Annotated in this window: 25 protein-coding genes and 1 pseudogene; 22 read left to right on the top strand and 4 right to left on the bottom strand. The window is 44.2% G+C overall.

What is annotated here, in order from left to right:
• Positions 1 to 3 precede the first annotated feature (3 nt).
• The 17 genes from V7Q49_RS07775 (at position 4) to V7Q49_RS07695 (ending at position 18,707) form a co-directional block, all read left to right on the top strand.
• A complete protein-coding gene (locus V7Q49_RS07775) occupies positions 4 to 1,512 on the top strand; it encodes a phage portal protein (RefSeq protein ID WP_333850150.1) in 1,509 nt (502 codons plus the stop codon).
• Entirely contained in the window at positions 1,469 to 3,298 is a 1,830-nt protein-coding gene (locus V7Q49_RS07770; protein ID WP_333850149.1) for a phage major capsid protein, read from the top strand. The genes V7Q49_RS07775 and V7Q49_RS07770 overlap by 44 nt, the downstream gene beginning before the upstream one ends.
• 4 nt (positions 3,299 to 3,302) lie before the next feature.
• Positions 3,303 to 3,584: a head-tail joining protein gene (locus tag V7Q49_RS07765; protein WP_333850148.1), complete on the top strand. Its 282-nt coding sequence runs from the start codon at positions 3,303 to 3,305 to the stop codon at positions 3,582 to 3,584.
• Between the two features lie 4 nt (positions 3,585 to 3,588).
• The gene (locus V7Q49_RS07760; protein ID WP_333850147.1) at positions 3,589 to 4,005 is read left to right on the top strand and encodes a hypothetical protein; all 417 of its coding nucleotides are present in this window, start codon (positions 3,589 to 3,591) and stop codon (positions 4,003 to 4,005) included.
• Positions 4,006 to 4,010: 5 nt separating this feature from the next.
• Entirely contained in the window at positions 4,011 to 8,348 is a 4,338-nt protein-coding gene (locus V7Q49_RS07755) for a tail fiber domain-containing protein (protein ID WP_333850146.1), read from the top strand.
• A gap of 72 nt (positions 8,349 to 8,420) precedes the next feature.
• Positions 8,421 to 8,870 (top strand): phage tail tube protein, encoded by a 450-nt coding sequence (locus V7Q49_RS07750; RefSeq protein WP_333850145.1) that lies wholly within the window; start codon positions 8,421 to 8,423, stop codon positions 8,868 to 8,870.
• Complete coding sequence (locus tag V7Q49_RS07745) at positions 8,870 to 9,181, top strand: hypothetical protein (protein ID WP_333850144.1); 312 nt, start codon at positions 8,870 to 8,872, stop codon at positions 9,179 to 9,181. The genes V7Q49_RS07750 and V7Q49_RS07745 overlap by 1 nt, the downstream gene beginning before the upstream one ends.
• Before the next feature lie 17 nt (positions 9,182 to 9,198).
• Complete coding sequence (locus V7Q49_RS07740; protein WP_333850143.1) at positions 9,199 to 9,558, top strand: hypothetical protein; 360 nt, start codon at positions 9,199 to 9,201, stop codon at positions 9,556 to 9,558.
• A 2-nt stretch (positions 9,559 to 9,560) separates the two neighbouring features.
• Positions 9,561 to 11,744 (top strand): hypothetical protein, encoded by a 2,184-nt coding sequence (locus tag V7Q49_RS07735; RefSeq protein ID WP_333850142.1) that lies wholly within the window; start codon positions 9,561 to 9,563, stop codon positions 11,742 to 11,744.
• A gap of 75 nt (positions 11,745 to 11,819) precedes the next feature.
• Entirely contained in the window at positions 11,820 to 12,374 is a 555-nt protein-coding gene (locus tag V7Q49_RS07730; RefSeq protein ID WP_333850141.1) for a hypothetical protein, read from the top strand.
• A complete protein-coding gene (locus V7Q49_RS07725; protein WP_333850140.1) occupies positions 12,374 to 13,009 on the top strand; it encodes a DUF2163 domain-containing protein in 636 nt (211 codons plus the stop codon). Before V7Q49_RS07730 ends, V7Q49_RS07725 begins: the two co-directional genes overlap by 1 nt.
• Complete coding sequence (locus V7Q49_RS07720; protein WP_333850139.1) at positions 13,006 to 13,434, top strand: DUF6950 family protein; 429 nt, start codon at positions 13,006 to 13,008, stop codon at positions 13,432 to 13,434. The genes V7Q49_RS07725 and V7Q49_RS07720 overlap by 4 nt, the downstream gene beginning before the upstream one ends.
• Positions 13,434 to 17,330, top strand: coding sequence for a phage tail tip fiber protein (locus tag V7Q49_RS07715; protein WP_333850138.1), 3,897 nt, complete (start codon positions 13,434 to 13,436; stop codon positions 17,328 to 17,330). The genes V7Q49_RS07720 and V7Q49_RS07715 overlap by 1 nt, the downstream gene beginning before the upstream one ends.
• Positions 17,330 to 17,914: a hypothetical protein gene (locus V7Q49_RS07710; protein WP_333850137.1), complete on the top strand. Its 585-nt coding sequence runs from the start codon at positions 17,330 to 17,332 to the stop codon at positions 17,912 to 17,914. Before V7Q49_RS07715 ends, V7Q49_RS07710 begins: the two co-directional genes overlap by 1 nt.
• Positions 17,914 to 18,243, top strand: coding sequence for a hypothetical protein (locus V7Q49_RS07705; protein ID WP_333850136.1), 330 nt, complete (start codon positions 17,914 to 17,916; stop codon positions 18,241 to 18,243). Before V7Q49_RS07710 ends, V7Q49_RS07705 begins: the two co-directional genes overlap by 1 nt.
• A 36-nt stretch (positions 18,244 to 18,279) precedes the next feature.
• On the top strand, positions 18,280 to 18,411 hold the full coding sequence (locus V7Q49_RS07700) for a hypothetical protein (protein WP_262664281.1): 132 nt from the start codon (positions 18,280 to 18,282) through the stop codon (positions 18,409 to 18,411).
• Positions 18,408 to 18,707, top strand: a complete 300-nt coding sequence (locus V7Q49_RS07695) for a hypothetical protein (protein ID WP_313287425.1) — start codon at positions 18,408 to 18,410, stop codon at positions 18,705 to 18,707. Before V7Q49_RS07700 ends, V7Q49_RS07695 begins: the two co-directional genes overlap by 4 nt.
• 18 nt (positions 18,708 to 18,725) lie before the next feature.
• Here V7Q49_RS07695 and V7Q49_RS07690 read toward each other — a convergent pair whose 3' ends face one another.
• Positions 18,726 to 19,187, bottom strand: coding sequence for a glycoside hydrolase family protein (locus V7Q49_RS07690; RefSeq protein ID WP_333850135.1), 462 nt, complete (start codon positions 19,185 to 19,187; stop codon positions 18,726 to 18,728).
• Positions 19,188 to 19,213: 26 nt separating this feature from the next.
• Between V7Q49_RS07690 and V7Q49_RS07685 the strand changes: the two genes are divergently transcribed.
• The 5 genes and pseudogenes from V7Q49_RS07685 (at position 19,214) to V7Q49_RS07665 (ending at position 21,549) form a co-directional block, all read left to right on the top strand.
• Entirely contained in the window at positions 19,214 to 19,690 is a 477-nt protein-coding gene (locus tag V7Q49_RS07685) for a hypothetical protein (RefSeq protein ID WP_333850134.1), read from the top strand.
• On the top strand, positions 19,687 to 19,944 hold the full coding sequence (locus tag V7Q49_RS07680; protein ID WP_333850133.1) for a hypothetical protein: 258 nt from the start codon (positions 19,687 to 19,689) through the stop codon (positions 19,942 to 19,944). Before V7Q49_RS07685 ends, V7Q49_RS07680 begins: the two co-directional genes overlap by 4 nt.
• A gap of 109 nt (positions 19,945 to 20,053) precedes the next feature.
• Positions 20,054 to 20,395, top strand: a pseudogene (locus tag V7Q49_RS07675) (phosphatase); the annotation flags it as partial.
• A 20-nt stretch (positions 20,396 to 20,415) separates the two neighbouring features.
• Positions 20,416 to 20,970 carry a TorD/DmsD family molecular chaperone gene (locus V7Q49_RS07670; protein WP_333850132.1) on the top strand — a complete coding sequence of 185 codons (555 nt, stop codon included), beginning with the start codon at positions 20,416 to 20,418 and terminating at the stop codon, positions 20,968 to 20,970.
• 96 nt (positions 20,971 to 21,066) lie between these two features.
• Positions 21,067 to 21,549, top strand: coding sequence for a DUF1097 domain-containing protein (locus V7Q49_RS07665; RefSeq protein ID WP_333850131.1), 483 nt, complete (start codon positions 21,067 to 21,069; stop codon positions 21,547 to 21,549).
• A 43-nt stretch (positions 21,550 to 21,592) separates the two neighbouring features.
• On the opposite strand, the gene csgG is transcribed toward V7Q49_RS07665, so the two are convergent.
• From csgG to csgE, 3 genes are read right to left on the bottom strand one after another with little or no spacing between them, the layout of a single operon-like run.
• Positions 21,593 to 22,426, bottom strand: coding sequence for a curli production assembly/transport protein CsgG (gene csgG / locus V7Q49_RS07660; protein WP_333850130.1), 834 nt, complete (start codon positions 22,424 to 22,426; stop codon positions 21,593 to 21,595).
• A 26-nt stretch (positions 22,427 to 22,452) separates the two neighbouring features.
• A complete protein-coding gene (gene csgF / locus V7Q49_RS07655) occupies positions 22,453 to 22,869 on the bottom strand; it encodes a curli production assembly/transport protein CsgF (RefSeq protein ID WP_333850129.1) in 417 nt (138 codons plus the stop codon).
• Positions 22,870 to 22,882: 13 nt separating this feature from the next.
• Positions 22,883 to 23,272, bottom strand: a complete 390-nt coding sequence (csgE, locus tag V7Q49_RS07650) for a curli production assembly/transport protein CsgE (protein ID WP_333850128.1) — start codon at positions 23,270 to 23,272, stop codon at positions 22,883 to 22,885.
• Position 23,273: the final 1 nt, after the last annotated feature.

Here is a 23,273-nt window from a genome sequence, read left to right as displayed (position 1 = left end):
GGAATGTGGCCTTTTAACAAACGGCAAATTGAACAACCCGCAGTACCAGCCCCGAAACCCGCCAAACAAACCCGTAAATATCAACCTACCAGTACTGAATTCAAATCCCAAAGCCGTTCACTAACCGGACTACCAACAAAGATTATCGGCTCTTACGGTACTGGTGTTCAGAACGTCAACATCAATGCAGTACTGAGACAGTCTCTAACATCGCTACGTGATGCTAGTCGTTCTCTGGTACTGCAAAACCCGTATGCACGTCGATACGTATCACTGAGTTCTTCGACCGTAGCGGGTGCTGATGGAATTACCATCCGTCCTAGTCCGTCTGGCCTCGATGGTCAAACTGATCCAGTACTGGCAGACCGCTTAGACAAGCTGTTTTACCAGTGGGCATTAGATGCAGACCGATTCAGTGCTGATGGTTCTATGTCGTTCGACATCTTTCAACAACTGGTAGAGCGTGCAAGAGCTACCGATGGTGAATGTTTTGTTCGACTACATACAGACGGTGATGAACTACATGTATCGATCATCGATGCTAGTCGTATTCCCAGTACTAAAAACGAGCTACTGAAAAATGGTTCGTATATCAGTAATGGGATAGAGCGTGATCAGCACGGTCGAGTACTGGCCTATCATGTGGCGGATATCAATCCATTAAATTACACCATCCAGACTAACAGTACTCGACGTGTACCAGCCAGTGAAGTACTGCATTATTTCATTCCAGAATTCCCAGGACAGGAACGAGGTTTCCCGGACTGTATTGCAGTCATGAAAACCCTAGAGGACTTTAATAGCTATAACGAAGCGGCAGTACTACAGAAGAAGATCGCAAGTTCGGCTATGGGGTTCATTACCAATAGCGATAACACACAGGATGAACTCTTAGACGGTGAACCAGAACAGCGTGAATACGTCGAACACTTTGAACCGGGCAGTATTAAAGAACTTGCACCAGGCCAACAGATTCAGACTCTGAACCCGCAGGCAGGTACTGACAAGATAACCGAATTCTCAGACGCTGTTTTAACAACTATCAGTACTGGATTATCCGTACCAAAGTCTATGTTAACTGGGGACACACAGCAGGCTTCTTTCAGTGCTGCGAAGATGGCAGACCGTATAAGCCGTGAAGGGTTCAAGACTCGTTCAAATCTTCTTATTTCTAAAGTACTGAAACCTATCTACCGTGAGTTCATTAAAAGAATCATGGTGTCTGAAATTAAAGAATTGAGTTTCACCAATTTTGAGAATATCGCTAATAGTACTTTCATAACTGTTAAACAGGTAAGTCTCGATCCTAATAAAGATGCTCAATACGAACAGACTCTATTACAGATGGGTGTTAAATCGAAGTCTCAAATTATCCGTGATTTAGGCATGGAGCCACAGCACGTATTTGAAGAACTCAAACAAGAAGCGGAGATAAATACAACAGAAACAATGAACAAGGACAGTTCAAATGAAATTCAAGAACCAAAAACGGGAGATGACGTTAACGAGTGACGTACTCTCAGATAATAACGACCGTACAGTACTGTTAGCTTTCAGTTCTGAAAATCCAGTAGTACGTACTATCGGTGGTCAGGAATATAACGAAATCCTTCTGCATAATCCTGAGAACGTCAATCTAGAACGATTACAGAATAAGGCTGCTCTTCTATTCAACCATGACTTTTCTAATCATATCGGTGTTGTCGAGTCAGCCAGTATTGATGCTGATCGCGTAGGACGTGCATTAGTACGTTTTAGTTCTGTTGGTATGGGTGCTGAAAAATATGAAATGGTACGTGAAGGAACACTGACCAAAGTTTCAGTAGGGTACTCAATCGACGAATATCGTATTGAAGGCGACAACCTCTTAATTACTAAGTGGACCCCATTTGAGATCAGTACTGTATCCGTGCCTGCTGACGATCTAGTCGGAGTAGGGCGTTCTCTTGAAGAAGAGAAGCCGCCAGAAGTACCTGAACCCGAAAATACAGACGAGCAGCCAACCGAACAAGATGAACGTAACGAGGAAACTGAAAATGAACCCGATGAAAATACTGAAAGTACTTCTACTGATACTGAGTCTAATTCCGAAGTCAATTCCGAAGCCGAAACAGAACCCGTTCAAGAAACGATAAATAACAATGACAGTACTGGTGATGGTGAACAACCAGAAACTGATACTGAAAATAATGATTCAGCCGTTCAGGAAGAACAGGCCGAAGAAGATCAAAAACGCATTGCCGAAATTAACGCTATTTCTCGTGCATTCAATATTCACTCTGAAATTACAAAACAGGCAATCGAATCAGGCTTAACCATTGAAGCGTTTCGCCAACAAATTAAAAATAAACCAATTATCAAGGATGATAAAAATATTATGGAATTCTCTCTAAACTCTCTCATGCGTTCAATGCTGGATGGTGGCGTAGTTACTGATGGTAAACGCGGCGTTATTATTCGTGAAAACGATCTGGTCAATGCAATTCGTGCAGGCGGTGTGACAACTGTGAGTGCGAAAGACGTTATTCATACTGATGTGCTGTACGGTGCATTTATTGATGTACTGCGTGATCAAGGTGTTCTGAAAAATCTGCCAGTACAGACATATTCCGGTCTGACTTCTGAAATTGCACTTCCAAAACTCTCCGCAGATTTTGCGGCAGGCTTTGATGAAGTACCAGAAAATGGTGAAGGAAAAGAAGTTGATCCACAGTTCGAAACTGTGTTGATGAAACCTTCTACTTATTCTGGATATGTTCCTCTGTCACGTTCAGTACTAAAAACTTGCCCACAGATTGAACAGATCGTTACTCAGGCAATCGTTGCTGGTTTCTCTCAGCGTCTTGAAACTATCGTAATGCAAAAAATTGTTGCGGCAGTACAGGCCGCTGGCAAGGTTGAAACAGTAGACGCATATACCTATGCAGACATCGTAGCAGCACAGGGTGCACTGGGTGACGAAGGTGTAGCGTTTGGATCTCTTGCTGCTGTAATGTCTCCACAGACCAAAGCTACTCTGCGTAGTACTCTGCGTGGTGCAAATACCGCCGCTGTGTACCTGTTCGACGATGGCGATCTGTGTGGTGTACCTGCCTATGACTCTAAAGTACTGGCTGGTCAGAACTTCATTATTCTGGGTGACTTTAGCAAAGTAGCTATTGGTTCCTGGGGTGATATGGAGCTGGACATGGATCAGACCAGCAAAAGGGCACAGGGTGCAATTGTTGCCCGCGTATGGTCTGATTTCGCAGTAGTACTGACCAATCCAGAGGCATTCCGCGTTATTAAGCTGGCCTGATCCGATGAGAGCATTTAATACGCAAAGTATGGATGCTCTGATTAATAGTTTTGGCGAACCTTTAGTACTAGAAAGTGGCATTACTATTAATGCCATTTTCGAACAGTCCGAAATAGCAATTCAAACTACCGAAGGACTTATACAAACAACAGAAAACTACTTTACATGCCGCCGTGATCAAATCACCTATGATGACACTTTTGTACTGAATAATGTTCGGTATGAGGTTTATAACATCATTGATGATCTGTCAGGTCTATGTAACGTCTATTACAGAGAGGCTTGAATACATGAATATTTCAATTATTAAAAATCATGTTTCAAGCCTTTTTTCGTCTTCTGGTTTGAAAGTAAGAAAGGCCGCTAAAACTAACACTCAGACATCCAGTGATTACATTCTGATGATCAGCAATGTAACCGAACAATACGAACAACTTGAATACAGCAATCGTCATTCTGTAACGCTGACAATGGATGTACTAGTTACATCGCAGAGTGAATCAACAGCACAACAAACAATGACGAAAGTACATGAAGTACTTTTCAGTACTGAATTAATTACTGGTCTATTAGAGAAGGGCATTAATGTTAGTTCACTAAAACTACTCTCAGTAGTCGATGATACTGACCCTGATACTGCCATAAATAACATTATGACGACGTGCCAGATTAATTACATTGCACGTCCTACAAATAATGGAGAATAACAATAATGGCAGGGATCATGCTCGGCAACCGCACGTTGCTATCTTACAGTACTGACATCAATAACTACTACCCAACCGCAGTGTATCAAAATATAGATAATCTCGGTGCCTTCCCAGAGGTAAAGATCAGTAGTTCAAATCAGACTATCGAAACATATGATCAAGAATATCTTGCAGTACTGCGAGGTGATTTGAAGATCAGCAACATCAGTATTGTTGTACATTATGACCCGTCAAACGTTGGTCATCAATTTCTGAACAGTGCATACAGTACTAACAAAGTATTCCAACTGAAATTTAGTATCTATGAAAGCCCAACTAGTCTACGTCAGAATTTCATCATTCTTAACGGGAAGATTACTGCATGGAAAGACGACGCTGATATTAACAAGGTGTACGGGCGTACATGGACGTTTTCGCCAGCTTCACTGGTAAATCAAGGCAGCATCGATGAACCAGCCCCCTTATTAATCGGTAACTATGGCATCGGGGCAAACGGTACTGTAGTGCCTCACTATGAAGCAGACCCCACTGGTAATGCATTTATCAAAGTTGGTGCAACACGTACCGATAACCCGCTGGGTGTAGATCTACTGGGCGTAGGCATGGTAGATGCTGGTGGAACCAATAAGGCTCAGATCGTAGTTTCAGAGTCTGCAACCCCTCGCATGTACATCAGGAACACTGACAGTACTGGATGGGATCAGGTCTACAGTACTGCAAATAAGCCCTCTCTGGCCGCAGGTGCAACACAGGGCGTAACCGGAACATTGCCTATCAGTTCTGGCGGTACAGGTGCAACAGTGGCAAGTACTGCACTCTCTAATCTCGGCGGGATGCCGAAAACAGGTGGTGCATTCACTGGTGGTGTCACAGGCACAACACTGTCACTGTCCAGTACTTTAGCCGTAACAGGTGCCAGTACTCTGACTGGTGCAGTAACGGTAAACAACACGATTAACCAGGATGGTGTATCGTCGGCTTTATATGGGCATACATCGCTATCATCATCAGCCGCAGGTTCTAAATCATATCTACGTAAAATGCGTGGTGGCACTGGTGATACAGTTTTTCATGAAACCGTACAGGCCGGAAACTATCGTATTAGTACTGGTGCAACAACCGATAGTTCTGATGCCCTGACGCTTTCCAGTACTGGTAATTTGACTATCACTGGTGGCCTTAACGCTTCATCTGCAACACTCAGTACAGCATTGCCAATTAGCTCGGGTGGTACTGGAGCCTCAACACAAACCGCAGCGTTACAGAACCTAAACGGTGTGGCACAGACTACTACTGTCAACGGTAAACCTCTGTCAAGTTCAGTAGTTCTAACTCAAACGGACGTGGCAGGCACTGCTAAAAACGGTGCAAACAGTGATATCACCAGTCTCTCTGGATTAACTACTGCTCTAAGCCTGGCACAGGGTGGTACTGGTTCCAACACTCAAGCAGGTGCAAGAACTTCACTGGGTTTAGGTACTGCCAGTACTTACAATATCGGTACTTCTGGGGCAACTGTTCCAGTACTGAACGCTAGTAATACATGGAGTGGTACTCAAAACCTCGATGGTTTATCAGTAGGTGCAGCAAAAGCCGGGTCAGTAGGCATCGAATTAGGAAGCCTCACAACCGCAGGTTCGGCATTTATTGACTTCCATAGTGCTGGTTATAATAACGACTATGACGCACGCATTATTTCATCTGGTGGTTCAACTGACGGTACAAGTAATCAGGGAACACTGACATTATCTGGTAGCAAATTACAGTTTAACGGTACACCATCATTCAATACTGCTATCCCTATTGCAAGCGGTGGCACTTCTGCAACAACTGCAATCGCAGCGTTACAGAACTTAAACGGTGTGGCACAGACAACAACGGTTAATGGGAAAAGCCTCAGCAGTAACGTTAACCTGTCAGCCCTCGATGTCAACGCGTTACCATATTATGGGATGATTCCAACAGGTACGAACCTGAATACCCTGAACGGTTCTGTATATGGTGTTTATGAGCAACCAGTAATTGCAAACGCAACAACAGCTTTAAGCTATCCGGTTGCAGTGGGTGGTACGTTGTTTGTACTGAAGAGTGGGGTAACTCATGCGAATTCATGCACACAGGTTTATTACCCTTCCAGTACTGACGATATCTATAACCGTACAGGCACGAGTAACAGCAGTGGTGTTGTTACATGGAGTTCATGGGTATCGACGGCGAATATCACTAGTGCAGGCGTTAACAGTTCTATTAAGTCTCTTACAGGACTGACAGTCCCATTAGTACCGCAGACCAGAAAAATTAATGGATACTCATTAAGTAGTGATTTAACGCTTAATGCATCAGATGTAGGGGCAGTACCAACAACACGGAAATTAAATGGATATGCATTAAGTAGTGACATTACATTAAATGCAGATGATGTAGGAGCATTGCCTAGCCGTGGAATTATCCCAGCAGGTACTGACCTGAATGATTTAGACGGTACTGTACAGGGTTATTATCAGCAAACACTGAACGCAAATGCTACTGCACTGCTAAATTATCCGGTTCAATATGCTGGAACACTGGTAGTACTGCAAAACTCAGCAACTCATATTAAGAGTTGTACTCAGATGTATTACCGCTATAACACTAATGATCTATATACCCGTACCGGATATTCAAACAGTTCAGGTGTTATTTCATGGGGTGCATGGGGGATGTATGCATACACCGATATTAACGGTGCAAACAGTACTATCAAGTCTCTAACAGGATTAACAACTCCACTAGTACCGCAGACGAGAAAAGTTAATAACAAAGCACTTTCAGCCGATATTACATTAACTGCAAGTGACGTAGCAGCCGTGCCAACCAGCCGTACCATCAATGGTAAGCCTCTCTCAGGTAATGTGGTTCTTACACAGGCTGATATTGAAGGTACTGTACCTTCAACACTCATGATAAATGGGTTCCCATTAACTGGCGACATCAATCTGAGTCAGGCAGATTTCAGCGGTACTATCCCGGTTTCACAGGGTGGTACAGGAGCCACAACAGCAGCGGCTGGCCTTGCGGCACTGGGTGGTTTTGCGTTGGCTGGTGGCACGGTAACAGGTGCCAGTACTTTCAACAGCAGTCTCACTGCCAACAGTACTCTTACAGTCAAGAATACCCTTAATCAAGATTCTGTACCCCAAAGTACCTACTGTCATACATCAATGAGTACTGGTACAGCGGGTGGTAAGTCGTACCTTAGAAAGTTCAAGGGCGGCTCGGGTTCAACTGATGCAACATTCCATGAAACCGTACAGGGAACCACTTACAGAATTGCGACCGGAACTACTGATACAACTGACCTACTCAAATTGTCTAATACAGGTGAATTAACTACCCGTGTTATTGAAGCAGATGAAGTTTTAGCGGCAACACCGCCTAATAACTTCTCGGGTGCTGGTGGTCTTGTTAGATCTACAATTAGTGCTGCTGGTGCAGAATTATCAGCCGCTTATATGTTCTCTGTATATGAAAAATCCTCAAGCGGTGTTGAAACACGTAAGGCACGTATTGTCGCTTCGGGTGGCTCACCATCAATTCAGAGTTATTTTGATATCGGTCAGGATGGTAGTTTATTAGCGACTAATGGGACTTTCAGAAGCCTCTTATCAATAGGTTCACCAGTTCCTGCCCCCTGGTGGGAATCAGCACAGTCAGGTAAATCCGGTATCTATCAAAATATGACTACAGATCCCGTTGGTGTCAGTGCTATTGGTGCATTGTCATGGGCATACAGACATAACGGTGGTTATGAACTGCGATCAATGTGGGGCAACGTGGGTAATGGGATGACAAACTGGGCTAACACCTCATTAACTCAGTTTGGTGATTCCGGTAATGCGGGAACACGGTACTGGTATTTTATCCCAGCAACAGGTGATTTGACCTGTACAGCGGGTGGGGGTTGGTCAGGAAGTTACACATTCCAGAAGGCCGCAACGTCAGATGCAACACTAAAACATGATATTGAATATAACGATGGTAAAGCATCTTATGAAAATATCAAAAAGCTAAAACCATGTACGTTCATATATAACTTCGATCCGATGGAACGTGAACGCCGTGGCATTATTGCACAGGACGCATTACGCGATATTGATAGTGAGTATGTCAAGTTAGTACCAGCCGCACCGGAATATGACGATGAAGGTAATCGTTGTGATAAGGATGATACCTTAGCACTTGATAATAACGTCATTATGATGGATACCGCACTTGCATTAAATCATTCAATTGCAAAAATTGAAGCGATGGAAAATGAAATTGCAGAATTACGTGCAATGATTGCAGCCATAAATAAGTAAGAATAAACACAACAATTCAGTACTGGCAAGGATGCCAGTACTGAATATTAACAACATGATAAGGATATCATTATGCCAATGGATGTTTTCACAGGTAGTAATATTACAGTAGGTATCGGCACAGCCGGAGCTACTCAAGCAACTACATTCACCAATATTCCAGAAATCAGTGCCTTTCCTAGTACTGGCAGTACTGCAACAGTTGTCGAAGTGGTTTCATTCAACAGCTCGTATAACCGTAAATTACCAGGCTCAAAAACTAACGCCGACGTAACGTTACAGGTTAACTGGATTCCAGATAACACTGTTCATCAACAGCTTGTTACCGCTTTTGAAAACGGTACACGTATTCAGTTGAAGTTCAGTTATTTCAACGATGCCACTAAAAGTACTGGTTCATATGTCACCTATAATGGTTTTATTACTGAAAAGAAAATTGAATCAGACCGTGACAAGGTAGTTAATTTAACTCTTAATTTCGCTTGCGATGGTGCACCAGTAGCACAGGGGGTACTGCCATAATGGATATTCATACTCTATTTGCAGCCCTGAAACCTGAACTACACGAAGTTACCCTCAAGAACGGTGCAGTACTGCATATTCATCGACCTGCTATCAGCAATTTCGAAAAATGCATTGATGCAAAATCAACTCTTCTTTATACAGTTGCAGATGAAAACGGTACACCTATTTTCTCTGATGTAGATGAAGACGGGAAGATTAACGTTAATTCTATTGATGCACTGATCGTAGGTGAAATTAACACCGCAGTAATGAAATTGTGGCCTAAACCAGACGAACCACAAGTTCAGGATCAGATCGAAAAAAAATAAGAAACAATCCGCGTTTGATGTTTTCCCTGAAACTACTTAACAAACGTGGGTTGAGTCTTTCTGAACTGGAGTCTATTGATCCAGAACTTTTCGAATACTTGATGATTTACGATGCCAATATAGAGCCATCAGGGGCAAGGTTCGATCATATTAAATATGCAAACCTTGCCCACCTGATATTAATGAGCAGTGGCAATCTGACACAGGACGGGATGAAGAAGGCCAATGTACATGACTGGGATATGCACGGCCTGCTTTCTAATAAAACTGTATATGAACGTATGCAGGATGAAGAACAAAAACAACTGACACAACAACAATTAAAACAGTCAGCCATGATGCAATTAATTACTGGCAGTACTGGTACTGGGGGCTAAGGATGGCACAGAATAATCAACAATTAGTATTCAATATCAACGGTGATGCTACTGGCCTGCAACGTGCCCTGGGGCAGGCCGGGAACAGTTTAAATGCATTCAGTCGTGAGGCGGGCGGTTCACTTGCCTCACTCTCTGGCGGGTTCGGTGATATTACTGGAAAGCTGGCCGGGATGAACTCAGGTCTACTTGCAGTAGGTGCAGGGTTCGGTGCATTAACTGCTATTACAATTAGCCAGGTAAATGCAGCCTCTCAGTACGTTAAAGTACTTAACGATGCTGCAAATAGTTCTGGGATGACTGTAGAACAATTACAGAAATTACAGGGTGCTTTTGCTGGCCTGAATATCGAATATGACAAATTCAGTGATTTCAATAAAGATGCCCTTGATCACATGGGTGATTTCTTCCGTGAGGGCAAGGGCGGGTTCGGGGATGACCTGAAAGCATGGGGTGTCAATCTACAGGGCTTTACGAAGTATATGAATGATGCTGATGGCGGCATCAAAATGATCATCAAAACATTCTACGAACTGCAAAAAGCGGGAAAATCGAATGCTGAGATAACGAACGCTATGGAGTCTATCGCCAGTGATTCAAGTAAGTTATTGCCAGTACTGAGACAGTACAAATCAGAAGTTGAAGCGATCAATGCTATTGAAAAACAACATGCTGGTATTACTACTGAAACTGCACAGGCATACGGACGCTATCAGCAAAATATTGCCCAGTTGGATCGCAACTTCCAGGAGTTACGAGTTAACGCACTTTTGCCTGTAATTGAAGCACTCAACGAGCTACGCAATATATTTGCTGGTGAATGGAAATTACCATCATTCGATCAGATGGGCGGAAATCTTAAACGATTTGCATATGATTTTGCGTCACTGGGTGATCATCATGCGTTGCCGGATTCATGGGGCAAAGGTCAGTACTCTAACAGTACAACGGCGGGTGCAGTACCTACGCAACAGCCAGCCAGCAAACCGTATAAATTGAAAGATCCAGAAGGTGAGAAGAAATCCGCAGACGCCGCCAAAAAAGCCGCCGATGCCGCTAAACAGTTGGAGCTGAAACAGCTACAGGCAAAAATTAACCTTAATCAGGTAATCTCTCAACTGGGTAAGAATTCCGCTGAACAGCAAGTACTGCAATATAACTATACACAGAACGAGCTACGTAAAAAACTAGATGAGTCATTAAACACTCTGAATCTGAATGAGGCTAAGAAAACCCAGATTATTTCACGTCAGGAAACAGCACGGCTTGAAGGTTCTAAACGGCTTATTACTGAAATGCTGGAGGCAACAGATCCTAAACAATTAAGTGAGAATCTGGCAGCATTGACTATCGGTAATACCCAGAATATTACACCTGAGCATATTTCAAAAATGCTTTCAGCACAGGATATCCGTTCTGGACTGCATGATCCAAATAACCCATTTGGCAATCAGGCAGATATCAAACAGCAGCAGGATGAAATATATAAACAGCGTGATTTTGAAATTCAGGTTGATGAACAGATGTATCAGAACAAACTGATCAGTAAAGAGCAGTTTGAAAAACGTAAAGCTGATCTGACTGCAAAATACAATAATAAAGCAGCAGAAGTAGAACGCCAGAACAGCCAGGCACAGATCCAGATGTTTGCAGATTCCGCTACGAATATTGGAACCATGCTTGAAGGTGTTGCAGGAAAGGGCAACAAGGCCGCTCAAGCCGCTTTTGTGGTAGGTAAGAGTATATCGATTGCCAATATTGTTATGAAAATTCAGGAAGCATTAGCGAATGCGATGGCTACGCCGTGGCCTGCAAACTTTGCGAACTATGCACAGGTGGCGAGCTTAGGGGCATCCATTATCAGTACTGCACGTGGTACACAGATTCAGGGGCAGGCACACAGCGGTATTGATTCAGTACCTAAGCTGGGTGGCAACGATGAATCAACGTGGGTACTGAAAGCGGGTGAACGTGTTCTGAACAACGATAACAACCGTGATTTGACTCAATTCCTGAAACAGCAGGATAAACAGGAAAATAACAGTACTGGTCAGATTGTCATTAATGCACCTCTTGTAGTAAATGGTGGTGGTCAAATTACTGATGAACAATTCCAGACAATGTTGAAGAAACATTCCAATAACGTTATGCAGTCAGTTCGAGCAGCACAAAAGAGAAACACTTAATATTAAAAGCCAGCATGAATGCTGGCTTTTTCGTTCTCGTTCTCCTGATAAATACTGTAAATCAGGAGATTTAAAATGGCTTTATTTACGAACAATATTAAAATCAGTGACTTCCAAATGCAGAGTATTGAACCAGCATATTCTAATAAAAGTTGGACAGGTGCACAGATTCGCCGCAGTACGGGTATTCAGTACTATCAATTAACATTCAATATTCAGTTCAATCAGGCAGACCGACAGGAAGTACTGAATTTTATTGCTCAGTATTCGCAGGGTAAGCCTTTCAGTACAGATTTAGGTTATTACAGTCAGTACACAGGCAGACATTTTGCAACAGTATACAGTACTGCAACTATTAATAAAGGCGGGTCTGTTATCCCTTGCACAGCAAATATGCTTGAAATCGGAACGTTAGTTACCTTCCAGAACAGTACTAAAATTCATCGCATTATTGCCAATACAGGTACTTCAATTACCGTATTCCCGGCGTTACGTCAGAACGTACAGGCGGGTGAAGTAATCCGCTATCAGGGTATCACTGGAACATTCATTATCGATATTGACTGTGATTTAAATCTGCCATCTAAAAACATTATGAACCTCAATATTAAAGCTACGGAGGCGTTATAATGAATCAGGCAGTATTTACAAACTCAGCACTATTGAAGTACTGGAACACTACCAGGGGCGGTAATAAAACCCAGTTATCAATATCAGAGGTCATGCAATTAGGCCTAACCGTTAAATGTATTGATATCTATCCTGTTCAGGGTTCGGGAGTTCAGGCACTTCATCTAAATGATGGTTATATCGACCTGAATATCAACGGTAACTTGTACACCTCGTTTCCAGACTTCATTAATGACAGTTTTGGTTCATTCAGCGAACAGAAAGATATCAGCAATGATTCAATGTCATTCAAGGTTAGCAATGTATCACAGTCGTTTCAGGTACTGGCATTATCTGGTGGTCTTAAAAACGCCCAGGTAAATATGTGGCTGACTATTTTGAATCCAGCAGACGCTACAGTACTGGATAATTCTTTAATCTATTCTGGCTATCTCGATTATTTCGAATCTATTTCTAATAACGATGATTTAAAAAATGAATTAACCGTATACGTCAATAGCATATGGAAGAAGTTAGACGTACAGCAGCGTACTTTAGCCGCTAACTCAGTACACCAAAGTACACATAAGAATGACGCGTACTTTTCATTACTAGGAAAAATCAACTCTCAGCAAACATGGAAGTATAAGAAATGAGAAACAACATAATTAAAATTCATAACATTGCTCAGGAATGTATCAGTACTGAATTCCTGTTAGGCCAAAATGATTGCAATATTCTGGCACTGAAAGTTATCGATCAAGTATGCGGTACTGCATATACCGATTTAGCAATGGGCAAATATAAGACCATCAAAGCAGGCCAGAAGCTGTTCACTAAGCATGAACTTGGTTCACTGGAAGAGATCTGTAAGCGTCATGGCGAACAGGTCGATCAGCCAGTGTTCGGTGACATCATGGTTAACGGTATTCACGGTTCTGTAGTACTGGATGGTAAGTATATTGCCCTTAATGCTGACAGTACTGGATTTAACCTTGCAGTACTGCCCTGGCTACACGACTGGACGTTTTACCGGATCACTCCTGATGCAGGCACGACGGGTACGGCAGGGGGTGAATAATGGGCGGTAAAATCTCAGGAATGAGTATTGTCGGTGCCCTGATCACGGCTGTAGCAGTAGCCGCAGCGGTCTATACGGGCGGTGCAAGTCTTTCAGCGGCGGCAGCGTGGGGTGCAGGAGCTGGTGCAGCGTCATTAGTGGCAACCTCAATGTTGTCACAGATGCCGGGTATTACACCTCATACAGACAGTGCCACTACTTTAAGCCGAAGTACTTCACCGCAAACTGGTATACCCATTCTATATGGAAGTACCGTGAAGTGTGGGTCAATCGTGAACTGGTACAACATACAAAATAACAGCAGTCAATATCTGTTCACTAGTCATGCCCTTGCAATGGGTGAGATTAACAAGGTCAGCCAAATCTGGCTTGATGACGAACCAGTACTGACTACTCCTGTCACTGTTGAAGGTGTAGTACCGAATACCAGTATCGATGCGAAATATCGTGATATTTTGCAGTTAGAGGTATATTTCGGGAAGCCTAATTACACGGCGGGTAAAGTACTGGCAGGTACTTACGCAGGTTCTCAATGGAATAACAGTACTTTCAAGGGTAACGGGATTGTACAGATTTATACCGTTATCAAGAAAACTCAAAAGTCATTAGAAGATAACTTACTGGTCAACGATAGTTACGTATTAACGGCTGAATGTTCAGGTAAAAAGATTTACGATTTAGTGTCTGGCACTACTATTGTCAGTAATAACCCAGTAAACCAGTTATACGATTATGTGACCAATACAGAGTATGGCCTCGGTGTCAGTCCTGGTAATATTGATTTACCATCATTCCAGACAGCAGCACAGTACTGTACCCGTTATCAGATGTTCAGTAATGGTGCTATTGATTATCAGTCTACCTATAAATCAAACATTGAAAAAATGCTGATGACATTTGGCGGTATCACCAGTATTCATTGTGGCAAGCTGTATTTGACTGTAGATATTCCGGCACTGTCAGTACAGACATTTGACGAATCAACAATTTTCGGTGAATTTGTCAGTACTACAACGGGTATCAGTGACTACTTTAATACTATCGATGCAACATGGAAGAATACCACTAACAATTATAGTGATGACATTTTACGTATTCCGTCAGATATTCCTGCCAGTGATGTACTAACCAGTGATGGTCTTGTTATTGCTAAGAGTCTCGATTATTCCTGGGTATATGACAAAGACCAGGTTGAACACCTGATTAACATCGAATTGCTCAAGGGCAAATATAGTCTCAATACAATCAATTTTGCTACAGACTCAGGCTGGGATCTCAAAGTTTGGGATGTTATTACGGTATCTCTACCGGAACATGGTTATGAAAATAAGCTGTTCAGGGTAGCGGGTAAATCGATTAGCACGAATACCGACAGTATCGGCATGGTTAACTTGCAATGCGTTGAATATCACCAGGGCATTTATGAAGGCGTAGACGTACCGATGTACGGCTGGGAAGGTACATTACCGAAGCCAGTAGCAGTACTGCCACCGTCAAACCTATCTGTTGTTAAGAAGGGTGCAACGAATCAGGGGCAGACTGTTGTACTGACATGGGCGGCTAGTGTTGATCAGTATCTGCGTGGTTACTACGTGTACTACCGTCAGACGGGTACGCAAACCTGGACGTATGGCGGCAGCACGAACCAGTACGTTCTGAGTTACGAGCTATACGGCCTCACAACAGGCGTTCAATATGATTTTGCAGTAGCAGCATTCAACAACCTCGGCATTGTGTCAGACAAGGTGTCACAGAACGGTGTTGTACCTGATTTCGCGTTTACCCTGCCTGCTATTACTGGCCTGAATCTGATTAACCGTGGCAGTACTGCCAATACTACAGACGCACTTGATTTCATTATCGGGTGGGACGATCAGTCATATCTGAACGTGAACGGGAAGCCGTTCAGCGATTATTTCAACAAGTACGAAATCATTGTGTATGACACTGGCATGGTGAAGAAGCGTTCTTACTTCATCCAGGCGAACCAATTTACCTATACCTATGCAATGAACAAACTGGATACGCTCAGTCGTACCCGTACTTTCGGTGTTGTGGCATGGGGTCATAACAGCAGTATCTACAGTGCAGAAGCACGTATCACTGTTACTAACCCACAGTGCCCAGCATTGACCGGGTTCACGGCAAATGCTGGCTATCAGTCAATATTCGTTCAGTACGATAACCCAGAGGCAGGGGTCAGTGATTTCGCAGGCGTACAGGTACAGGTTGCCACGAATAGCACGTTCACCCAGAACCTTAAAACGTTCGGTACTAACAGTCCGTTCATGCACAGTTTCCCTATTGCCGATGGGAAATACTATGTACGTGCAGGAGCCTATGACGAGTTCGGCCAGGATTCGATTATCTATACGGCAGGGGTATATGTTGATTTGCAGTCCAAAGTTAACTGGTCAGCACAGGACGAACAATCACTGAATGATTTCCTACATCTGGACGACAAGATTAGTGATGCTATTGACGACGCAGTGTCACAGGCTAACGTGAACACCACAACTAAGATCGGTGCGTCAGAAACTAAAACGACAAAGTTGATTAACGACGGTGATAAACTAAATGCATCGGCAATTACCAATTTACAGGCAACTACAGCAGCGAATTTATCAGCCCAGGTAACTACGCTGAATAAGGCCATTACTGACGGTGACACTGCAAACAGTACCAGTATTACCCAGTTGACCAGTAAAACAGCTACAGATATTAGTGCAGCAGTCACAACACTGAATCAGACAATTACAACTAAGGATACGGCTCAGACACAGGCATTGAATGCACAGGTTAGCAGTATCAACAGTAATATTACGTCCCAGGTTGCGACACTTAACAGTACTATCACTTCTAAAGACACGGCTCAATCAACCGCATTAACTCAGGCAAAATCTGAACTGAACGGTTCTATCAGCAGTGTCAGTACTGCCATGACTACCAACATTGATGCATTGAAAAATACCGTTAATAGCCATTACGAATTGAAGGTAAACGCTAACGGTACTATTGCAGGTATGGGTATCTATGCTGATGCAAATACAAAAGCAAGTGCTGTATATTTTGTAGCAGATGATTTTAAAATTATCACAGCTAAAACATCTGGTGCAGTATCTAACCCGGTAATTCCGTTTGCAGTTCAGAACAATACTGTTTACATCAACAGTGCTATGATCGCTAACGCGAGCATAGGGCAGGCCCACCTCGGATCAGCGAGCGTGGGGTCACTCCAGGTACAAGACGGTAGTATTAATAACGCGAAAATTGGTAATCAGATTAGTTCGAACAACTGGAATGACGCCTGGCCTGCAAATGGTGGTCAGGGCTGGTGTATTCGTAAAGACGGCACAAGCTATTTCAATAATGGTTATTTCAGGGGGAGCGTCTTTGCTGAAAACGGCTATTTCAAAGGCGACGTGTACGCGGAAAGCGGATATTTCAAGGGTACTGTATATGCGTCAGGCGGTTCATTCACGAATGGCTATTTCAGTAACTGTACGATTGATAACCTAAAGGCGAATAGCATTCAGGGCGATATCATGCGGGTATTTCTGTTAAGTGGTGGTGGTATTACCATTCCAGCAGAACCACAATTTGCCCGTATTCTGTCAATTCCATGCGTACCATTAACTGTACGAGGTGGTTATGACGGTAACTATAATCCACCACGTGAAACTACTAATAGTCGTTCAATTAGCATTTATGCAAATGGTGGTGGTTTAGTTTACACCAGTGTAGCCGCACAGGGCCTGGCAACTGATATAAACGTGGGTACTGGAACAATGACAATTCCGGCAGGGGTTGCAGTAACACTAACAATCGAACAGCGTTCTAATAACAGTGTGGTTGCATTCAACGGGAATATTACCGTAATCGTAGGGAGAGCATAATGATATCAGGCGATTTTAGGCGGGGGGCAACTCCCGCCGACGCAGTACGAGTACTGAATAGTCAGGGCAAAGTGTTTATCACTGATTTTCAGTCAGAACTGACAAAACGATGCCGTGCATTATCGAAACAGATTCAGGATGACATCAACAACAGTGTTGAGGGTGGTTCTGTTGCGTTCACCAAACGGGCTATTTTCTTCAATTTCATTCAGCAAGGTAATGGAAACAGGACTAACCAAATCATTGTACGTGGTTCTCAGGCTGCATATCTACGTTCAGTACTGACAGATGATCCGGCAACGTTTAACAAGATTATTCCAACCGCTAACGCTCGTATGACTGCACAGGGGAACATTGCAGGACTGCATACCCAGATGGGTAAGAAGTACAAGGTAGTGGAACAGAACGGTAAAAAGTATTTGATTGATACCAGTCTGAAAAAGAAGAAACGCAGTAAACGTATCATTGGTAAATATGAGAAGAAAAAACGCAAGATGATTTATGACTTCTTTGATGAAACTGAACAGAAAGCAAGGTTAGTAATAAATAATATGAAAGGAACATTCATATTCAGGAGAAACTAATGCAAGAACATTTCGAAGAAGAAGTAACACAAAACATCAAATTGGACGGTTATGAAGTATTGATGTGTAACCGTCCATTCAATCAGGCATTCATCGATTCTAAGTACTTCAAAGATTATGGGGTAGATGTCATGGGGCATGACTTCATGAATATTGCATTCATGGGTGACAATATGCCAGTACTGAACCGTGGTGATATTGTGAGTTGGCAGTATTACGATGATGTGTACCAGGTGCAGGTAATTGACGTATACAAATTGTTCGTTAAGGGTCTGGATATTCAGTACTACCTGGTACAGTTAAAACAGCCGTTTTTACAATCAAAATAATAAATACTCTCAGTACAATTGAGAGAGGATAATAATATGGATAAAGAAAAATTAATCAAGTTTGGCATTTATGCAGCAGCAGTAGTAGGACTGGCTGCACTGCATACTGTTGGCTTGCCATTATGGACAATCGTTACGCTGAGTCTGTTTCTCGGGATTTGCGTATGATGATTACAGGTACATTAATTGCAGGTGTAAGTGCGACCGTGGCAGTACTGGGATTTGCATTCACACGTTATCGTGAGTTTAAGCAGGATACAGAGGCTCTGGAACGTCGCATTGGAGATCTACAGTCTGAACAGAAGTTATTGAAGCAACGTTTAGACAAAATTGAAAATGAGCAGGTTGTATTAGAAAGCGAACTGAAAAACGTTCAGATGAAAATCAACGAAATTGATGTGAAACTTTCACGCGTATTGACCATCTTAGAATTGCAGCATGAAAAACAACTAAGGCCAGCATAATAGCTGGCCTTAATTGTTTTAGTTTGTTACCCAGTACAGTAATTGATCGATACGGTTCGGGGTCTGTTGGTATAATTTGCTGTTTTTCAGTTCTGCAATTGCAGTAGCGTAATTGTGGTTCTTCAATGCGGCAAGGTGCTTAACGAACTTAGAGTAACCAGTTTTACCCAACTGGAATACGAGAATAGAAACTAATGCATTCCAGCGTTCTGGTAAATCCAGATTGAATGAATCAGCATCACGTTTTGCTTTCTGGTAATCGACCAGGAGTAATTGATCGGCTTGCTGTTCTGTAATTCCGTTCACGAACTTACTACGTTCACTAGCCTTAACAAGATGACCGTACCCGATGGTTTCAAAACCTTCTGAGTCTTTATAGATATTGAACATTCCATTTCTGAAGTACTTCATTTTGGTCTGGTATTGTTTAGTGCCTTCAAGTTTTTTCAGTAATTCGATTACGTCTGTTTCGATGCTCATTTTGATGTTTCCTCATAAATATGTGTATGAACTTATTTATCAAGGAAGGTAAGAAAATGGCGTCAAATGCAGAACAAGAAATGAAATGGGCAATGTGGTACAGGGATGAAGATTTCATCCCAGAAGAAACGGCGTGTTTCGTATATATAATCCAGTTTCCGAACAGCGGTGAATTCTATATTGGTCAGAAACGAGTATGGAAGTCAGTTAAAAATATCTCAGAGATTAAATGTACATCTAAACAGTCAAACTGGAACGATTACACCAGTTCCAGTAAATCAGTGAATGAGCTTATCGAAGCGGGTGAACCGTATAAAAAAAGTATTCTGGCGTGTTATCCAACATATGCAGAAGCCTTACATGCTGAATCAGCACTTATTTGTATGTTGTGTTCTCAGTGGGGCAGTTTGAATAAAGCACTGATGGCGAAATTCAAATTCACAGCAGGAATGGATAAGGAGCACATGCATAAAATTCGTGAACTATTGGAGGACTTAACATGATTGAGTTAGTGAAGAGATGGCTACTAAAGCTACTGGGGCAGGGCAAGACTGCAAAGATTGTCAAAGCGAAGACTAACCGTAGTGTTAAGGCTGATAGTACATGGAAACATTACATTGCTTACGTGTTCGTTTTTCTAATCGTGTACAACTATGTCATTGCACCTGTTGTACTTGCAGTGTTCGGCGTATGGTTGCCACCTGTAGTACTGGACGATGTGATCAAGATGCTAGTACTGATTTTGAGCGGGGTGTGACCTGTACTGTGATGTGTTAGGGGATGCTGGCAGTACTGGTTATAATAAGTAACAACGTTTCGGTGCTTGTGAAGGGGGTTAAATGCATTTATCTACTGGATGGCTAATGGGCAACCCGAAATACCCTATCGACATTCAGGCCGTCGCCCGGGCGGCGGCTGAGCATCGCGTGGCGCTGGAGATCAACAACTCCTCGTTTATTCACTCCCGCAAGGGCAGTGAAGCGAACTGCCGTGAGGTCGCGGCGGCGGTGCGTGACGCCGGGGGCTATGTGGCGCTGGGCTCCGACTCCCACACCGCTTTTACGCTGGGTGATTTTAGCGAGTGCCGCAAGATCCTCGATGCGGTAGGGTTCCCGGAAGATCGTATTCTGAACGTCACTCCACGCCGTTTACTCGATTTCCTGGAATCACGCGGTATGGCACCGATTGACGAATTTGCTGAATTTTAACTGTGTAATGGACTAAATAAATGAACGAGTTTTCCATCCTCTGCCGCGTACTGGGTTCCCTCTATTATCGCCAGCCGCAGGATCCGCTGCTGGTGCCGCTGTTTACCCTGATCCGCGAAGGCAAGCTGGCCCAGAGCTGGCCGCTTGAGCAGGATGAGCTGCTGCAACGTCTGCAAAACAGCTGCGACATGCAGCAAATCTCAGCCGATTACAACGCGCTGTTTGTCGGCGAAGAGGGGCGCGTGTCGCCTTACCGCTCCGCCTGGGAAGAGGGGGCAACCGAAGCAGAAGTGCGTGCGTTTCTCTCTTCGCGTGGAATGCCGCTGACCGATACCCCAGCCGACCATCTCGGCACGCTGCTGCTGGCAGCCTCGTGGATTGAAGATCACGCGGCTGAAGACGAGAACGAGGCGCTGGAAACCCTCTTTGGGGAGTACATCTTACCCTGGTGCGGCGCATTTCTCGGTAAGGTTGAAGCCCATGCCACGTCGCCATTCTGGCGTACCATGGCGCCTCTGACCCGCGACGCCATTGCCGCGATGTGGGACGAACTGCAGGAAGAGAATGAAGAGTGATCTGAATCACCTTCTGAATGTAACAGCAAATCTCAATTTGCATATTATGTGTTCCTGATCTCATTTCATGGCCGCGTATCTGCTAAGATGCGCGCCATGAACATACTACTTTCTATTGCAATCACGACAGGCATCCTCTCCGGGATATGGGGCTGGGTTGCCGTCTCTCTCGGACTCCTCAGCTGGGCGGGCTTTCTGGGCTGCACTGCCTATTTCGCCTGCCCGCAGGGTGGCGTGAAAGGGCTGTTTATCTCGGGGTGTACGCTGATCAGCGGCGTGGTATGGGCGATGATCATCATCCACGGCAGCGCGCTGGCCCCTCATCTGGAGATTGTCGGCTACGTCATGACCGGCGTGGTGGCCTTTTTGATGTGCATCCAGGCTAAGCATCTGCTGCTGTCGTTTGTACCCGGCACTTTTATGGGTGCCTGCGCCACGTTTGCAGGGCAGGGGGACTGGCGGCTGGTGGTGCCATCGCTGGCGTTAGGACTGGTGTTTGGCTACGCCATGAAAAACAGCGGCCTGTGGCTGGCGGCGCGCAGAGACAGGGCGCGGAACGTCACGGCGTTAAGCAAATAAAAAAAGGCGAGACCAGAGTCTCGCCTTTTTAATGCGCTTTCGATCAGGATTCTGGCGGCGATGACATCTCGCGGTATTTCACCAGAACATCGTTTTTCACTTCGTTCTTGTTTTGCAGGTCCCACAGGCCGCGATCGATACCGTCGTTAATCAGGAAGATGACCCCGGTTTCGATAGCCGACATCAGGCAGAGCATCACCGGTTCGTTAGAGGTATAGCCGATTTCGCCTTCCAGCAAGCGCTGGTAGTCGACAAAGCGGAACACCCCGGCCTGAACCTCGTACGAGAGGATGGTTTTGCTGGTGGTGACGGAGGACAAGATCTCACCGGTACTCACGTTGACCACACGCAGGTTCACTGCAATCTGGTCAAGCTGGTACTGGGTATCACCCCCGATACCGAAGTAACGCGCCCCCACGCCCCCCGATTTCACATTACTTTCATAACCGATAATCGAGCCTTCAACCATGACGTTTGCCGCCGTGAGAGAGTGCAACGGAATACGGTTGTTCATTGCCACGGTGCCGTTATCCTGCGCTGCACGAATGATTTTGCGTTCGTTGAGCAGGTTTTGCAGCCCCTGACGTTCCAGAGGAATAAACCAGCGAGAATCTTTTAACGCTGTGACCAGCATCGCGGTGGCGCTTTGCGGGACAGCAGTGGAGAAGTTACTTGCCGGATAAGGTTTAAATTGACCCGTTTCATCCTGAATATTGTAAACCGACACGTAGATCTTACCCGTAGGCAGTGGTAATTGAGTTAAATCACGATAGCTTTGGGCGCGAGGCATTAATGTCGGTTTTGCTGCCTGCTGCGGGGGAGCAGTTAAACAACCGCTCAATAAGCACACTGCAACAAGTATGAGAAAGCGCTGCATGATTATTGTCCTTATCTCGACTAGGTCTAAAAGTCGGTGGAATTGCTTTGCAAGCCAGCAACCTGAATGGTGGAAGTTTTCCCCGTTTTCCGGTCTGTGACATTCAACTGCATTTGTCCGTCCGCATTGGCGATGTCGACAATAAAGTCGCTGGTCACCATACGGCCAGGTTTACCGGTGTTGATATTGGTCAATAATCCGCCCAGAACCTGGGCCTGGATCGCCTGGGTAAAGTTATCCAGAGCGCTTGGTGTCTCAATACCGAAGTCATCGTTGGCGCTCGGATCCTTATAGGAGTTTTGCGCCTGGGCCGAGTTTAAAAGAAAAGAGCCGTTATTAGGGTTACCACCGAAGTTGGGGTTACGGAATTGAAAGGTCATATTCCCTGCCCAGCTCAACGATGGAATGAGCATTAAAGCAATAGCTGCATGAACAACACGCATGAATGCCTCCGAATTAAAATTCGTCTTTCGCTAAATCGCCGGTACTGAGCAGAGCCTTATCGATCTGCAGACGATTTATTGCTTCTTCGGTTTGAGCCAGAGCGAAGACCACGTTTTGATCGAGGTCTCTTTTCGTTGGGAATAAAAAAGTCTGGAAAATAACGTCCTGATTAACCGTTATCGTGATCCAACTCCCCCATCGTGCACTGGGCCGTTCATTTATTGTTAAGTTCCCGGGATAATTACTTTCCCATTTGTCGCTGAACTCGCGATAAAAAGCATGACCGACAGCCGAGACAGTGTGGTCAGTTAACAATCCAGGGATCTCTACTTCAACCGCATGAAGATTCCCGGCAGCAAGCCAAAGGCCTGCCGCGGCAATCCAACTCACTGTGCGTTTCATA

It is taken from the genome of Leclercia sp. (assembly GCF_036780805.1).
Classification (GTDB): domain Bacteria; phylum Pseudomonadota; class Gammaproteobacteria; order Enterobacterales; family Enterobacteriaceae; genus Enterobacter.
This window is presented reverse-complemented; position numbering and strand designations above follow the sequence as displayed.